This window comes from Micromonospora parva (assembly GCF_000718515.1).
GTDB classification, from domain to species: domain Bacteria; phylum Actinomycetota; class Actinomycetes; order Mycobacteriales; family Micromonosporaceae; genus Micromonospora; species Micromonospora parva.
Genome location: NZ_JNZS01000005.1, coordinates 200,399 through 216,372, shown reverse-complemented (window position 1 = coordinate 216,372; position 15,974 = coordinate 200,399). Strand labels below are relative to the sequence as shown.

The following is a 15,974-nucleotide window of genomic DNA, read 5'->3' as shown; positions in this document are numbered from 1 at the left end:
GATCAGGCGGACCAGCCGAAGTGGTTCAGCGGCCCGCGCCCCGCGCCCAGCTCCCAGCCCCGCGCGCCGGACAGCGCACGGAGCACGTACTCCTTGGCGGCCCCCACGGCGACCGGCACCGCGTCGCCCCGACCGAGCCGCACCGCGATGGCCGCGGAGAACGAACACCCCGTGCCGTGGGTGTGCCGGGTGTTCACCCGGGGTCCGCGCAACACCGTGGTGACCCCGGCGCCGTGCAGCACGTCGACCGCCTCGCCCCCGTCGAGGTCACCGCCCGTGACCACCACGTACTCCGGGCCGCCGGCCGCCAGAGCCTCGGCGGCCACGACCATCGAGGCCACGTCGTCCACCGGGCGTCCGGTGATCGCCGCCGCCTCCGCGCAGTTCGGGGTCGCCACAGTGGCGTACGGCAACAGCCGCTCCACCGCGCCCACCACGCCGAGCCGGTGACCGCTCGTGGCGACCAGCACCGGATCGACGACGAGTTGCGGCAACCGGCCGTCCCGGGCCGCCTCGGCCACCACGTCAGCGATCGCCGGGGTGCCGAGCATCCCCGTCTTCACCGCGGCGACTGTGAAATCGGTGAGCACGCTGTCCAACTGCTCGGTGACAGTGCGCGGGGGCAGCGGCAGTACCGCGTCGACGCCCCGGGTGTTCTGCGCGGTGACCGCCGTGAGGACGCTGGTGCCGTACGCGCCCAGCGCGGCGAAGACCTTGAGGTCGGCCTGGATGCCGGCGCCGCCGCCGGAGTCCGAGCCGGCGATGGTGAGGATCGTGCTCGGGGTCATTTTCCTGAGTCTCTGGTTGCGGTTTGGGGCTGCGGCGGGCCGTGGTTGGTTGCGGTTGGGGGCTGCGGCCGACCGTGCCCACTCCGGGCGGTCAGGCTTGATCCCTGCGTGGGCACGGTCGGCCGCAGCCCTGACGTGGGGACCTGGCTGACCCCGTGCCGGGTTTGGGTCAGCTTGGGGGTGACCGCCTTGGCATAGGCGCTGGTCAGGGTGGCGGCTGTTTCGGCGGGGTCTTTGGCTCGCATCAGTGCGCCCAGGACTGCTACTCCGACGGCTCCCGCCTCGACGCAGGCGGTTACCTGTTCTGGTGTCTCGATGCCGCCCAGTGCCAGCACTGGCACGTTGCTGACCTCGACCAGATTGCGCAGTCCCGCGACGTCCAGGGGTGGGCCGTAACCCGGTTTTGTCTTCGTGGGCCAGATCGGGGAGATGGTGGCGTAGTGCTCGGTGGTGAGGCGGGTCAGCTCGATTTCGTTGTGGCAGGAGCGGCCGACCAGCTGGTGGGGTGGCGGTGGGTACGGGCCGGCGGCGGGCAGGTGCACGGCGTCGCCGCCGAGCGGGTCCGGGCCGGCCACGACGAGGGTTCCGCCGACGTCGGCGAGGATCGCCCGCAGCTCGGCGGCGACGGCGGCGCGTTCGGCACGGGGCAGGTCCTTCTCCCGCAGCACCACCCAGCGCACTCCCCCGGCCACCGCCGCGGCCACGACCCGGTCGAGCCCACCCCGCGCGACGAGCCGATCGGTCAACACGACAACCCCGGACGGCGCTGTCACAGCTCGGGTCTTCCCTCGTCGGGGGTGGAGGCGAGCGCGTGGAAACGGCGCTCGATCCGGCCGGCCCCGGCGGCCAGCCGGCCCGCCTCGACCGCGTAGCGCATGGCGGTGGCCATCGCCACCGGATCGGCCGCCCGGGTGACGGCACTGGCCAGCAGCACCCCGTCACAGCCCAGCTCCATCGCCAGGGCCGCGTCGGACGCGGTGCCGATGCCGGCGTCGAGGATCACCGGCACGTCCACACCCTGCCGGATGAGCCGAATGTGGTGCGGGTTGCCGACGCCGAGCCCGGAACCGATCGGCGAGCCGGCCGGCATGACCGCGGCGCAGCCCACGTCGGCGAGGCGGCGGGCGAGCACCGGGTCGTCACTGGTGTACGGCAGCACGGTGAAGCCGTCGGCGACCAACTCCTCGGCGGCGCGGAGCAACTCCACCCCGTCGGGCAGGAGGGTCCGCTCGTCGCCGATCACCTCCAGCTTGACCCAGTCGGTGTCGAACGCGTCCCGGGCCAGCCGGGCCACCTTCACCGCCTCGGTCGCGGTGTGGCAGCCGGCGGTGTTCGGCAGCAGGCGTACGCCGCACCGGTCCAGCAGTTCCAGCAGTCCACCGGTGGAGCCCGGCGCGGTGCCCACCCGGCGCAGCGCCACTGTGACCAGCTCGGTGCCGGACGCCCGGATCGCCTGCTCCAACACGTGCAGGTTCGCGGCGCCGCCGGTGCCGAGGATCAACCGTGAGGTGAAGGTCTCCCCACCCAGCTCGAACGGCACGCCGCTCACCCGCCCTGCGCCGCGGTGAGCACCTCGACCCGGTCACCGTCGCGCAGCGCCCGGGTAGGCCAGCCGGTGCGCGGCACCACCTCGCCGTTGACCGCGACCGCCACCCCCCGTGGGTGCGGCACGATGTCGCCGACCAGGTCCGCCACTGACGCGCCGGCGGGAACGCTGCGCCCGGCCCCGTTCACCGTCAACTCCACGGGTCCCCCTCCATTGTCGGTTCAGGTCCGCCCACGACGGCACCGGTCGGGCCGAAGCGGTCCGCCCGCAAGGGCGTGAGCAGTGGGTCGGGTCCGCCGCCGAGCACCAGGTCGGCGATCAGGTCGGCGGTGATCGGGGTGAGCACGATGCCGTGCCGGTGATGCCCGGTGGCGGCCAGCACGTCCGGCCGGTCGGGCAGCGGGCCGAGGATCGGCGCGTTGTCCGGGGTGCCCGGGCGCAGCCCGGCGACGGCCTCGACCAGGTCGTACTCGGCCAGTTCGGGCAGCAGGTCGACCCCGGCGCGCAGCAGCCGCTGCACCGCGCCCGCGGTGACCGTGGTGTCCGACCGCTCCTCGACAGTCGCGCCGAGCACCACCTCGCCGTCGTCGCGGGGCACCAGGTAGACGTGCTCGCCGTCGGCGTACCCCCGGATCACGTGCCGGAAGCCCGGCGCGAGGCCGTCGGGCGCGCGGAGCCGGAGGATCTGACCCTTCACCGGCCGCACCGGCAGGCCGGTGAGCGCGGCGGCCCCGCAGCCGGCGGCGACCACCGTGACACCGGCGTCCAGATCGGACAGCTGCCGGACCGGTTGCGGCACGAGCACCACGCCGGCCCGCTGCGCGGCCGTGCGCAGCGCCGGCACCAGCAGCCGGGGGTCGACCTGGTGGTCGGTGGGCGCGAGCGCGCCGCCGCGCACCCGGGGGGCGAGCGCCGGTTCGCGGTCGCGCAGCTCGCTGGGGCGCAGCGGCGTCACCGGCAGGCCCAACCCCTGCTGGTACGCCCAGAGCCGGCGCGCCTCGGCCAGGTCGTCGCCGGTGAGGCCGACCATCAGTGTGCCCTCGGTCCGGTAGCCGATCCCGACTCCGGTCGCCTCGGTCAGCTCGGCGGCGAACGCCGGCCAGCGCTCGGCGGACGCCACCAGCAACGCGGTCAGCTGCCGTTCGCCGAAGTACGCCTCGGCGACCGGGGAGAGCATCCCGGCGGCCACCGACGACGCCCCCGAGCCGGGCGCGGGATCGTGCACCGCCACCCGCAGCCCTCGCGCGGCGCAGCGCCAGGCGATCGCGAGCCCGATCGGCCCCGCCCCCACCACTGCCACGTCCGGCCGGACCCGGTCGCTCGACGGCGCTGATGGGAACCGGCCGGTCAGCACGTCAGGGCCTCGATCAGCGCGGCGGTCGCCAGTGCCGGGTCGGCGGCGGCGGAGACGGCACCGACCACCGCCACCCCGTACGCCCCGGCGGCCCGCAGCGCCGGCACCCGGGCGGCGGTCACTCCACCGATCGCGATGACCGGCACGTCGACGGCGTCGACGACGGCACGTACCCCGGAGGGCCCGATGGGATCCGGCAGACCGGTCTTGGTGCTGGTGGTGTGGCACGGTCCGACGCCGAGGTAGCTGGCTCCCGCCGCGACGGCCTCGCCCGCGGTGCCCGGCGCGCGGGCGGTGGCGCCCAGCACGCCGGTGGGGCCGAGCACCCGGCGGGCGGCGGCGACCGGCAGGTCGTCGGCGCCGACGTGGCCACCGGCGGCGCCCACCGCCAGCGCCACGTGCAACCGGTCGTTGACCAGGCAGGACGCCCCGTACGAGGTGCACAGCGCCAGCACCCGTCGGGCCAGGTCGTACGCCTCACGGTCGGTGGCGGAATCCTCCACCCGGACCTGCACCACCAGCTCGGCACGGGCCGCGCTGAGGGCGGCCCGGACCACGGCGAGTGGGTCACGCCCGGGTCGGGTGTCGGTGATGAGATGCAATCGCCCCAGGGACGGCACGGCAACACTCCTCCCTGCGCCGGCATTACCCGGATCAGGTTCGACGGTCGGGGGCTGTCAGCCCCCCTCTCAGCCCGGTACACCGGGCTCCCGTGGGTTACTTGCGTGTCACCGTACGACAGATCCGCCGGCCTGCCAAGGTGCCGGGTCGGCGGCGGCCGGCGGGCCGGACCACATCAGAACGATCAAGATCCATGGGGCACTTCATGCGGTCCTGTTCGGAATGTCGCCCGCCGTTGCAGAACCGTTACCCGTCCGCATCTTGCCCGACATCGAGCCAGCCGAATTAATTTGTTCAGCGATTCGACAAAATGTCGGTGGGGGCACCCTGGCACGGCGTCACCACCGGCTCCATCAGGGACGGCCTTCGGCGAGCCGACTCCCGCGAGCTCTGTCACTACGACACAGGAGGCGGCGTGTCCCGTTCTCGTCGTGCCCGCGTACCCATCACCGCAACCCTGATCTCCCTGGCCATGGCCTCGACCACCCTGTTCGGCACGCCCGCCCAGGCGGCCGCCCAGGTCCCCCCACGGGATGCGAAAGCCGCAGCCCCGGTCAGCCAGGTGGCGCCGAAGGCGCCAAAGGCCGCAGCCGATCCCTACTCCGTCCTCGTCTTCTCCAAGACCGCCGGCTTCCGGCACGACTCCATCCCCACCGGCATCGCCGCCATCCAACAACTCGGCGCCGCCAACGGATTCACCGTTGACAACTCCGAGGACGGCGCCGCATTCAACGACGCCAACCTGGCGAAGTACAAGGCGGTGATCTGGCTCTCCACCACCGGTGACGTGCTCAACGCCGAGCAGCAGGCCGCGTTCGAGCGCTACGTGAAGGCCGGCGGTGGTTACGTCGGCATCCACGCCGCGTCAGACACCGAGTACAGCTGGGCCTGGTACGGCGACCTGGTCGGCGCGTACTTCGCCAACCACCCGCAGAACCAGACGGCCACCGTCAAGGTGGAGGACCACGCCCACCCGTCCACTGCGGAGTTGCCGGACCGCTGGTCCCGCTTCGACGAGTGGTACAACTACCAGAGCAACCCCCGGCCGGACGTGCACGTGCTGGCCAGCCTGGACGAGAAGAGCTACACCCCCGGCGCCGGCGCGATGGGTGCCGACCACCCGGTCGCCTGGTGTCAGGACTACGACGGTGGCCGCTCCTGGTACACCGGTCTGGGGCACACCCGGGAGTCGTACGCCGAGCCCGGCTTCCTCTCCCACCTGCTCGGCGGCATCCAGAGCGCCGCCGGTGTGGTGGACGCCGACTGTGGCGCCTCGAAGACCTCCAACTTCGAGAAGGTCTCCCTGGACAGCAACACCAGCAACCCGATGGAGCTGGACATCGCCCCCGACGGGCGGGTCTTCTACATCGAGCGCGACGGTCGGGTGCAGATCATCAAGCCGGACACCGGCAACACCGTCACCGCCGTCGACCTGGACGTCTTCACCGGCAACGAGGACGGCCTGATCGGCATCCGACTCGACCCGGACTTCGCCACCAACAAGTGGGTGTACCTGTACTACGCCCCGAACGACGGGGTCACCCGCAACCTGCTGTCCCGCTTCACGGTGACCGGTGACACCATCGACCCGGCCAGCGAGAAGCAGGTGCTGCGGGTCGACACCCAGCGCAACACCTGCTGCCACGCCGGTGGCAGCATGACCTTCGACGGTGAGGGCAACCTGTACCTGGCCACCGGCGACAACACCAACCCGTTCGAGTCGAACTCGTACTCGCCGATCGACGAGCGGGCCGGCCGCCAGGACTACGACGCGCAGCGCACCTCGGCCAACACGAACGACCTGCGCGGCAAGGTGATCCGGATCCATCCGGAGGCCGACGGGACGTACACCGTTCCGGCCGGCAACCTGTTCGCGCCGGGCACCGAGAAGACCCGTCCCGAGATCTACGCGATGGGCTTCCGCAACCCGTTCCGGATCGGCACCGACCCGAAGACCAACACGCTGTACGTCGCGGACTACGGGCCGGACGCCAACTCCGACAACCCGAACCGCGGCCCTCGGGGCCTGGTCGAGTGGAACATCGTGACCCCCGGCAACTACGGCTGGCCGTACTGCACCGGGACGAACGAGGCCTACAACGACTACACGTTCCCGTCCGGCCCGAGCGGCGCGAAGTTCGACTGCGCCGCGCCGGTGAACAACTCGCCCAACAACACCGGCCTGACCAACCTCCCGCCGGTCGTCCCCGCGACCGTCGACTACGGGTACGCCGGTGACGCGCGTTACCCGGAGATCGGCGGCGGTGGCGCCCCGATGGGCGGCCCGGTCTACCGCTACGACGCCGACCTCAACTCGACGCGCAAGTGGCCGGCGTACTACGACGGCAAGGCGCTGCTCGGCGAGTGGAACCAGAACAAGATGTACACGATGCAGCTGACCCCCGACGGCAAGTCGTTGGTGGACATCAACCAGCTGCTCACCGGGATGACCATGGTCCGGCCGATGGACTTCGAGTTCGGCCCCGACGGCGCGCTGTACCTGATCGAGTGGGGCAGCGGCTTCGGCGGCAACAACGACAACTCGGGCGTCTACCGGATCGACTACACCGCCGGGGACCGCGCACCGATCGCTGCGGCGTCCGCCACCCCGACCTCGGGTGCGGCGCCGTTGACGGTGACCTTCTCCAGCGCCGGATCCCGGGACCCGGACGGTGGCACGCTCACCTACGCCTGGGCCTTCGGCGACGGGCAGACCTCCACCGAGGCGAACCCGACCCACACGTACGCCACGGCGGGCAACTACACCGCCCAGCTCACCGTCACCAACCCCAAGGGCCGTACCGCGGTGGCCAACGTTCCGGTCACCGTGGGCAACACGTCCCCGACGGTGACCATCGAGTTCCCGCCGGACGGCGGGTTCTTCGAGTGGGGTGACCAGGTCCGCTACTCGATCAAGGTGACCGACCCGGAGGACGGGGAGATCGACTGTGACCGGGTGAACCTCCAGGTGCTCCTGGGTCACGACGAGCACGCCCACCCGTTGGAGCAGCACACCGGCTGCACCGGCACCGTCCAGACGTCGCTCGCCTCCGGGCACGGCGCCGAGGCGAACGTCTTCGCGGTCTTCGAGGCCACCTACACCGACGACGGTGGCGCCGGCGGCGCCAGCCCGCTCACCGGTCGGGTCATCGAGGTGCTGCAGCCCAAGCGCAAGCAGGCCGAGTTCTTCACCGCCACCGGGCGGGCACCGGTGAGCACCGGCGGCGGCGACGCCGGCGTGCAGCGGGAAACCGGCGCCGACACCGCCGGCGGCGGTCAGAACATCGGGTTCATCGAGGACGGCGACTGGTGGTCGCTCGCCCCGGCGGACCTGACCAACATCACCGACATCCGGTTCCGGGCCGCCTCCGCCGCCGCTGGCGGTCGGATCGAGGTTCGCGCCGGTGCGGTTGACGGACCGGTGGTCGCCACGGCCACCGTGCCGGCGACCGGCGCGTGGCAGACGTACACGGACGTGAGCGCACCGGTCACCGGCGCCGCGAGTGGCTCGCTGTACTTCCTGGCCCGCGACCCGAACGGCGGATCGGGTTCGCTGTTCAACGTCAACTGGATGGACTTCGTCGGCCGCGGTGTCACCGAGAACGGGCCGCCGGTGGTCAGCGCCACGGCCACCCCGGCCACCGGCACCGCACCGGTCACCGTCGCCTTCGACGGCACGGCCACCGACGCCGAGGGCGACACCCCGCTGACGTACGCCTGGGACTTCGGTGACGGCGGTACGGCGACCACACTGGACGCCAGCCACACCTACACCAGCGCGGGCACCTTCACGGCCACCCTCACGGTGACCGACAGCAAGGGCGCCAAGTCGTACGCCACGGTGCCGGTGCGGGTCGACGCGCCGGACACGTCCTGCTTCGGGGCGCGTTCGGACGACTTCAACGGCAACACGCTCGACAAGGACCGCTGGACCAGCGTGATCCGGGAGAACCAGCTCTACTCGCTCAGTGGCGGCGCACTGCGGCTGCCCACCGGCGTGGGTGACCTCTACGGCGCACGCAACGACGCCACCAACCTGGTGCTCCAGGCGGCTCCGACCGGCGCGTGGGAGATGACCACCAAGGTCACCCTGCCGGTGACGGCCAACTACCAGCAGGCCGGCCTGCTGGTGTACGGCGACGACGACAACTACGCCAAGCTGGACCTGCTGTACAACGGCAGCCGGCGGGTGGAGTTCATCCGGGAGACGGCGGGCACGCCGCGCAACGAGTCTGCCGACGCCACCAACGCACCGGCGGGTGACACCGTGTACCTGCGGGTCACCAGCGACGGGACGAACCTGACCGCGTCCGTTTCGGGCGACGGCCAGACGTTCACCCCGGTCGGCCGTTCGGCCGCGCTCGCCGGCATCACCAACCCGCGGATCGGGGTCTTCGCGCTCAACGGTGGCACCGAGGCACCGGTTGTCGACGCGGCCTTCGACTCGTTCCAGGTGACGCCGGACGCCCCGGCCGGGCCGGTCGACCCGTCGGACGAGTTCAACGGCAGCACGCTGGACAAGTGCCGGTGGGACGCGATCCTGCGGGAGGACCCGACCGGTTACCGGGTCACCGGTGGCGCGTTGCGGATCGACGTGCCCAACGGTGACATCTACGGCACCGACAACACCGGGCCGAAGAACTTCATCCTCCAGACCGCGCCTTCGGGCGACTGGACCCTGGAGACGAAGGTCGACGGCAGTCTGCTGAACGAGCAGTACCAGCAGGCCGGTCTGCTCGTGCAGGCCGACGACGACAACTACCTGAAGTTCGACTTCATCGCGGACAACCAGGCCGGCTCGGCGGTGACGCGGCGGATCGAGTTCCGCAGCGAGATCGCCGGTACGGTGCAGAACCCGCAGCCGGAGGTGACCAACCTGACCAGCGCCGTCTGGCACCTGCGGTTGGCGCGCGTCGGCAACACGTTCACCGCGTCGTACTCGGCGGACGGGACGACCTGGACCGCGTTGGAGGCGTTGACCAACACCGCGGTGGGTGCCACCCCGAAGGTGGGGCTGTTCACCCTCGGCGCCAACCAGACGGCGTCGAAGACCGCCTCGTTCGACTACTTCCGGCTCAGCACGGAGGTGGCCGACGAGACCGCACCGGTGACCACCGCGGCGGTTTCCGGCACCCCGACCGACGGGTGGTACACCGGACCGGTGACGATCACGCTCACCGGCGCCGACGAGGCCGGCGGTAGCGGGCTCGCCAGCACCGAGTACCAGCTGGACGGGGCCACCACCTGGACGGCGTACACCGCTCCGGTGGCGGTCAGCGGGGACGGCGAGCACGAGCTCCGGTTCCGTTCGACGGACAAGGCCGGCAACGTGGAGGCGACCAAGACCGTCTCGGTCAAGATCGACGCCACCGCGCCGGTGACCACGGCGACGTTCGCTCCGGCGAACGACGCCGGTTGGCACAACGGGACCATCCCGGTCGTGCTGGCCTCCACCGACGCCGGTTCCGGCGTCAAGACGGTGGAGTGGTCGTTGGACGGTGGCGCGTGGACGCCGTACACGACGCCGGTCGAGGTGACCGGTGACGGGCAGCACGAGCTGCTGTACCGCTCGACCGACAAGGCGGGCAACGCCGAGACGCTCAAGTCGGCGGTCTTGAAGATCGACGGCACCAAGCCGACGCTGCTGGTCTCCGGTCTCGCCGACGGCCAGCTCTACGGTGACAGCCAGGACGTTCGGGTGTCCTGGCAGGCTGTCGACCCGACCTCGGGCATCGCGACCGTGGTCGGCCAGCTCGACGGCCAGGCGTACGCCAGCGGCACGCTGCAGGCCATGTACGACCTGTCGCTCGGCCTGCACGAGCTGACCGTGACCGCGACCGACAAGGCGGGCAACAAGACCACCTCGACGGTCCGGTTCTTCGTCACCACCTCGTTCCGGGACATGCAGAGTCTGCTGGACCGGTTCAAGGCGACGGGGCGGCTCTCGACCAAGGCGCACAAGCAGCTGTCGAACAAGCTCGACGCTGTGCGGGCGTCCGAGGCGGCCGGCGACGACAAGGCGGCCGTACGGCAGCTGACCGCGTTCCGGACGCTCGCCTCTGACACCACGCTGGTGCCCGAGGCGGAGGTTCGGGACGTCCTGATCCGGGACGCCGACGCCATGATCGTTCGGCTCGGCGGCGCGGCCAGCAAGGCCGGGGTCAAGGCGAACGACGGCGACTCGGTCAAGGGCACCGGACGGCTCGGTGGCGACGCCACCCGGCTGGCACCCGGTCGCCAGCTCTGATCCGACGAGGCCCCTCCCCGGCGCTGCGGCGTCGGGGAGGGGCCTCCCTCATCGGTAGGGAGGGGATGTCCGTGACGGGTATCCGCAAGGTGTTGGCCGCCGGGTCCGTCGGACTGGCCCTGACCCTGTTCGCCGCCGCCCCGGCGGCGCACGCCGCCCAGGCGGCTCAGGCGGCGCAGGCCGCTCAGGTCGCCAAGGTCGCTCCAGCGGCGCAGGCGGCCCGGGTGGTGCAGGGCGCCCCAGCGGCGCAAGCCGCTCCGGCGGCCCGGGCGGCGCAGGCCGACAAGCTCAAGCTCACGGTGGCCGGCGACGGCGCTCAGGGCGTCACCATCCAGGCCAGCTACACCGATGGCCGCCGGCTGGAACAGGTGGTGCGGCTGGTCCTCACCGCCACCGGCCCGGACGGGCAGAAGGTCGGGCCGGTGCAGTTGGAACCGCAGCCCGAGGGGCACGGCTTCTACAGCAGCGGCCCGGTGCTCTCCACCGGCACCTGGAAGGTGACGGTGAACTCCCCCGCCCCGTTGCCGGGCAAGGCCACCGCCACGGTGCAGGCCCGGGCGGCGCAGTCACCGCCGGCGCCCGAGCCGGTCGCGGTGACCAAGCCAACGGACGGGGCAGGCGAGGCGGGCGCCGGCTGGTGGCCGTTCGCGGCGGCCGGCCTGGTCCTCGTCGCCGCGGCGATGGGGGTGGCCATGCTGTTCGGCCGCCGCCGCACCGACTGACGAAGACGATCTCGCCGCCGCACCGACGGATCACCACGATCTCGCCGCCGCACCGACAGACCACGACGATCTCGCCGCCGCTCCGACAGACCACGACGATCTCGCCGCCGCTCCGACAGACCGCGACGATCTCGCCGGGGCGGCCGACTGAGCGACACTGACGACGAAACGGGCCGGGCCGCAACCAGCGGCCCGGCCCATCGTCATCTCACCCACCGAGCCGGATTGGTCGGTCACCGCCAGCCCGCGCTGGCGTCACCTGGCCGCGGTCATGATCGACTCGACTTTCATGAAACCGCGCCTTCCCCGGCCCCAGGTCACCGCGACTTCCAGGAACACGAGTGGATCAAGGCGCCGCGCCGCACCGAGCCCGGCCGCGCCGCACCGCGCCGGCCGCACCGACCGAGCCCGGCCGCACCACGAGCCCGGCCGCACCGCGAGCCCGGCCGCACCGCGAGCCCGGCCGCACCGCGAGCCAGGCCGCACCGCGAGCCAGGCCGCACCGCGAGCCAGGCCGCACCGCGAGCCAGGCCGCACCGCGAGCCAGGCCGCGCCGCTCAGAGGACGGCGCGCAGCGCCGCCAGGTCCTCGTCGTTGGGCTCCCAGGTGCCGGCGGCGGCGTTGGCGCGTACCTGCTCGGGCGTGGTGGCACCGGCGATCACCGAGGTCACCGCCGGCTGGGCGGCCAGCCCGCCGATCGCCACCTGGAGCATGCTCAGGCCCCGCTCGGCCGCGTACGCCTCGATCGCCTCGATGGTGTCCCAGTCGGCGGCGGCGAGCCGCTCGGCGTACCGGCCACCGCCGGAGAGCCGGCTGCCGGCCGGGGGCTGCTCGCTGCGCTTGTACTTGCCGGTGAGCAGGCCGTTGGCGAGCGGGAAGAACGGCAGCATGCCGAGGCCGAACCGCTCGCACGCCGGGATCACCTCGGCCTCCACCGAGCGTTCCACCAGGCTGTAGTGGTTCTGCGCGCTGATGAAGCGCGACCGGCCGTTGGACGAGGCGACCCAGTCCGCGTCGGCGATCTGCCAGCCGGCGAAGTTGGAGTTGCCCAGGTAACGCACCTTGCCGTCGCGGACCAGGTCGTCCAGGGCGGCCAGGGTCTCGTCGATCGGGGTGCCCGGGTCGGGCTCGTGCATCTGGTACAGGTCGATGTGGTCGGTGCCGAGTCGGCGCAGCGACGCCTCCACCGCACGGGCGATGTAGCGCCGCGCACCCCGCGCGCCGTAGTCCGGCCCGTTGAGGCCGTTCATGTCCATGCCGAACTTGGTGGCCAGCACCACGTCGTCCCGGCGGCCCTTGAGCGCCTGCCCGAGCAGCTCCTCGGAGCCGCCCTGCGGCTCGCCGTAGATGTCGGCGGTGTCGAAGAGGGTGATGCCGGCGTCCAGCGCCGCGTCCACCACCGCCCGGGTGCCGTCGAGGTCGAGCTTGCGGCCGAAGTTGTTGCAGCCGATGCCGACCACGGACACCACGAGCCCGGAGTCGCCCAGCCGGCGATAGGTCATGTCAGTCACGAGATCCACCCTATGCCGGCTCGGTGCGGGCCACCTCGGCGGCGGCTCAACCGACGACCTCACTGACCAGCTCACGGGCAGCGTCGATGGTCGCGGCCAGTTCGGCGGGGCCGTGACCGACGGCTCCCAACAGCGCGTGCGCCCGCCGCGCGAAGTCCGGCGGCGCACCCGGCAGCCGCCCCGCGGCGTCGATCATCCCTTTCTCGTTGACCAGCCACCGGCCCGCCCGGGCGTGCAGCACCTGGGCGAGCACCCCGATCGTCCGGAACAGGCAGCCCGCGACGTACCCGCTGTCCCCGCGAGCGCTGGCCTTGGCCGCGCCGGCCAGCAGGAAGCCGGCCTCCCAGCCGCCCGCCACCAGCGCGTCGGCCAGTGCGGGCGGGTAATCCCGGGTCTGCTCCTTCAGGCGGGTCAGCTGGCCGGTCGGGTCCGCGAGCACCTGACACAGCGCCACCTCGCCGACGTAGGCGGACGAGTAGAACCCGAGCGGGTGCCCGGCCTGCACACCGACCTCGTACCGGCCGGCGCGGCAGTCCGTCCAGACGCGGCGCACCCGGTCGAGGTCCCGGTAGATCCAGTCCACGGCGACCCCGCCGATCCGCAGCCAACCACCGCCGTCGACCCACTGCCCCCAACCACCCGGTGCGGTGAGTACCACCGCCGGGTCGTCGGCGACGGTCGCGGCTATCGCCCGCAGCGCCGGTACGTCCGGCTCACCCTGGTAGTACAGGCCGAGGTCCCAGTCGGAGTCGGGGCGGTGCTCGCCGCGTGCCCGGCTGCCGCCGAGCGCCACGGCGACCACGCCCGGCACGGCGCACAGCCGGTCGGGCAGGTCGGCCGGGATCACCCGACGTCCCAGACCGGTTCCGGGGTCTCCACCACCTCGCTGTCATCCCGGAACAGCACGAACCGGTCGAAGGAGCGGGTGAACCAGCGGTCGTGGGTGACCGCGATCACCGTCCCCTCGAACGCGTTCAGGCCCGCTTCGAGCGCTTCCGCGCTGGCCAGGTCGAGGTTGTCGGTGGGCTCGTCGAGCAGCAACAGGGTCGCCCCGGACAACTCCAGCAGCAACACCAGGAACCGGGCCTGCTGCCCGCCGGAGAGCGTGCCGAACCGCTGGTCGCCCTGCGCGGCCAGCTCGTAGCGGCTGAGCACGCCCATCGCCGCGTGTCGGTCCATCCCGGTGCGGTGTTCGTCGCCGCGCCAGAGAATCTCGACGAGCGTCTTCGACATCAGCTCCGGCCGGTCGTGGGTCTGGGAGAAGTGCCCGGGGCGGACCCGGGCACCGAGGCGGGCCACGCCGTCGTGCGCCACCGGTGCGAGCGCCCCCGCTCCGTCGACCGGTCCGTTCGCCGGGTCGGGGTCGGTGCCGCCGCGCGCCAGCAGCCGCAGGAAGTGCGACTTGCCGGTGCCGTTGGCACCGAGCACCGCCACCCGGTCGCCGTACCAGATCTCCAGGTCGAAGGGGTAGGTCAGGCCGTCGAGTTCAAGCTGCTCGCAGACGACCGCGCGCTTGCCGGTCCGCCCGCCGGCCAGCCGCATCCGGATGTCCTGGTCCTTCGGGGGTACGGGCGGCGGCCCGGCCTCCTCGAACTTCCGCAACCGGGTCTGCGCGGCCTGGTAGCGCGAGGCCAACCCGTCGTTGTACGCGGCCTTCTGCTTGTACATCAGCATCAGCTCACGCAGCTTCTGGTGTTCCTCGTCCCACCGTCGGCGCAGCTCGTCGAGGCGGGCGTGCCGGGCCACCCGTGCCTCGTGCCAGCTGGCGAAGCCGCCCGGGTGCACCCAGGCACTACCACCCTCGACGGCGACCACCCGGTCGGCGCTCTGGGCCAGCAGCTCGCGGTCGTGCGAGACGTAGAGCACCGACTTGGTCGACTCGCGCAGTCGCGCCTCCAGCCAGCGTTTGCCGGGCACGTCGAGGAAGTTGTCCGGCTCGTCGAGCAGCAGCACCTCGTCCGGGCCGCGCAGCAGCAACTCCAGCGCGAAGCGCTTCTGCTGGCCGCCGGAGAGGGTACGCACCGGCCGGTCCCGGACGGCGTCCCACGGCTGGCCGAGCACGATCGTCGCGACGGTGTCGAAGAGCACCTCGGCGTCGTACCCGCCGGCCTCGCCCCAGGCGCCGAGCGCATCGGCGTACGCCAGTTGGGCCTTGCCCGCGGCGTTGCTGAACGTGCCGTGGGCCTCGGCCGCCCGCATTGCCGCCTCGGTCTCGCCGAGTCGCCGGCCGGCGTCGCGCAGGGCCGGCGGGGCGAGCGACAACGCCAGGTCGGCGAGGCTCGACTCGTCGCCGATCATGCCGATGAACTGGCGCATCACGCCCAGCCCGCCGGCCCGTGCGACGACGCCGGTGCGCACCGGCAGGTCGCCGGCGACCATCCTCAGCAGCGTCGTCTTTCCCGCGCCGTTCGGCCCGACCAGGGCGACCTTGCTGCCCTCACCGACCCGGAACGACACGTCGGCGAAGAGTTCCCGACCGTCGGGCAGGATGTGCCCGACCGCTGCCACGTCCACGTATCCCACGCCGGGATCCTGCCCCAGTGAGGGTCGGGGGGTACATCCAATTACCGGGTGACGCGCAGCACCCGGAAGCCCTTCTGGCTGGCGTACCGCTCGACCTGCCAACTCTGCTCGGTGAGCCAGCGTTGCAGCGAGTCGCCGCCGAGGTGTCGGGCGACGACCAACCAGCCGACACCGTCCGAGGCGAGTCGGGGCAGCCAGCGCAGCAACAGCTCGTGCAGCTCGTCCTTGCCGATCCGGATGGGCGGGTTCGACCAGAGCTGGGCGAAGCGGAGGTCTTCCGGGACGTCGTCCGGTGCGCTGACCCGGACCCGGTCGGCGGCGCCGATCCGAGCCGCGTTGGCGGCGGTCAGCTCGCGGGCCCGGGCATTGACGTCGACGGCCCAGATGGTGCTGGCCGGCGCGACGTCGGCCAGGACGCAGCTGATCGGCCCGAACCCGCAACCGAGGTCGAGCAGGTCGCCCACGGTGTCGGCGGCGGGCAGCTCGGCCTTGCGCAGCAGCACGGCGGTGCCCGGGTCGAGTCGGCTGGCGGAGAAGACTCCGCCGGCCGAGGCGAGCCGGTAGTCGCGGTCGGCGACGGAGAACTCGACCTCGCGCGCCGGGGCGTCGCTGGTGGGCTGAGCGGTGAAGTAGTGGTCGCCGGTCACCGGGCAATTCTCGCA

At 72.3% G+C, this 15,974-nt stretch carries 12 protein-coding genes and 1 riboswitch; of the genes, 2 read left to right on the top strand and 10 right to left on the bottom strand.

Annotation, left to right across the window (positions count from 1 at the left end):
• Window positions 1-2: 2 nt before the first annotated feature.
• The 6 genes from thiD to thiE all read right to left on the bottom strand — a co-directional run bounded on the left by thiD (window position 3) and on the right by thiE (window position 4,308).
• Window positions 3-788: a bifunctional hydroxymethylpyrimidine kinase/phosphomethylpyrimidine kinase gene (thiD, locus tag IF22_RS0108015; RefSeq protein ID WP_030329952.1), complete on the bottom strand. Its 786-nt coding sequence runs from the start codon at window positions 786-788 to the stop codon at window positions 3-5.
• Window positions 785-1,561, bottom strand: a complete 777-nt coding sequence (locus IF22_RS0108010; RefSeq protein ID WP_081883742.1) for a thiamine phosphate synthase — start codon at window positions 1,559-1,561, stop codon at window positions 785-787. The genes thiD and IF22_RS0108010 overlap by 4 nt, the downstream gene beginning before the upstream one ends.
• Window positions 1,558-2,337, bottom strand: a complete 780-nt coding sequence (locus IF22_RS0108005) for a thiazole synthase (RefSeq protein WP_030329948.1) — start codon at window positions 2,335-2,337, stop codon at window positions 1,558-1,560. Before IF22_RS0108005 ends, IF22_RS0108010 begins: the two co-directional genes overlap by 4 nt.
• Complete coding sequence (gene thiS, locus IF22_RS0108000) at window positions 2,334-2,534, bottom strand: sulfur carrier protein ThiS (protein ID WP_030329946.1); 201 nt, start codon at window positions 2,532-2,534, stop codon at window positions 2,334-2,336. The genes IF22_RS0108005 and thiS overlap by 4 nt, the downstream gene beginning before the upstream one ends.
• The gene (gene thiO / locus IF22_RS0107995) at window positions 2,525-3,688 is read right to left on the bottom strand and encodes a glycine oxidase ThiO (protein ID WP_374224201.1); all 1,164 of its coding nucleotides are present in this window, start codon (window positions 3,686-3,688) and stop codon (window positions 2,525-2,527) included. The genes thiS and thiO overlap by 10 nt, the downstream gene beginning before the upstream one ends.
• Window positions 3,682-4,308 (bottom strand): thiamine phosphate synthase, encoded by a 627-nt coding sequence (thiE, locus tag IF22_RS0107990; protein ID WP_030329941.1) that lies wholly within the window; start codon window positions 4,306-4,308, stop codon window positions 3,682-3,684. Before thiE ends, thiO begins: the two co-directional genes overlap by 7 nt.
• Window positions 4,303-4,412, bottom strand: a riboswitch (TPP riboswitch). (Overlaps the previous gene by 6 nt.)
• Before the next feature lie 312 nt (window positions 4,413-4,724).
• Between thiE and IF22_RS0107985 the strand changes: the two genes are divergently transcribed.
• Together IF22_RS0107985 and IF22_RS32925 are read left to right on the top strand one after the other, a co-directional pair.
• A complete protein-coding gene (locus tag IF22_RS0107985; protein WP_030329939.1) occupies window positions 4,725-10,556 on the top strand; it encodes a ThuA domain-containing protein in 5,832 nt (1,943 codons plus the stop codon).
• A gap of 71 nt (window positions 10,557-10,627) precedes the next feature.
• A complete protein-coding gene (locus tag IF22_RS32925) occupies window positions 10,628-11,278 on the top strand; it encodes a hypothetical protein (RefSeq protein WP_036411030.1) in 651 nt (216 codons plus the stop codon).
• A 557-nt stretch (window positions 11,279-11,835) separates the two neighbouring features.
• Here the strand turns inward: IF22_RS32925 and IF22_RS0107975 are convergent.
• From IF22_RS0107975 to IF22_RS0107960, 4 genes are read right to left on the bottom strand one after another with little or no spacing between them, the layout of a single operon-like run.
• A complete protein-coding gene (locus IF22_RS0107975) occupies window positions 11,836-12,798 on the bottom strand; it encodes an aldo/keto reductase (protein ID WP_209444511.1) in 963 nt (320 codons plus the stop codon).
• Between the two features lie 37 nt (window positions 12,799-12,835).
• Window positions 12,836-13,636, bottom strand: a complete 801-nt coding sequence (locus tag IF22_RS0107970; RefSeq protein ID WP_030329933.1) for a nucleotidyltransferase domain-containing protein — start codon at window positions 13,634-13,636, stop codon at window positions 12,836-12,838.
• Window positions 13,633-15,312, bottom strand: a complete 1,680-nt coding sequence (locus IF22_RS0107965; protein WP_030329931.1) for an ABC-F family ATP-binding cassette domain-containing protein — start codon at window positions 15,310-15,312, stop codon at window positions 13,633-13,635. The genes IF22_RS0107970 and IF22_RS0107965 overlap by 4 nt, the downstream gene beginning before the upstream one ends.
• A gap of 41 nt (window positions 15,313-15,353) precedes the next feature.
• Window positions 15,354-15,959 (bottom strand): class I SAM-dependent methyltransferase, encoded by a 606-nt coding sequence (locus IF22_RS0107960; protein WP_030329928.1) that lies wholly within the window; start codon window positions 15,957-15,959, stop codon window positions 15,354-15,356.
• Window positions 15,960-15,974 lie beyond the last annotated feature (15 nt).

What these genes read in the sequence shown, in the direction of transcription:
- thiD (WP_030329952.1), bottom strand. Translation starts at nt 788, where the DNA reads ATGACCCCGAGCACGATCCTCACCATCGCCGGCTCGGACTCCGGCGGC.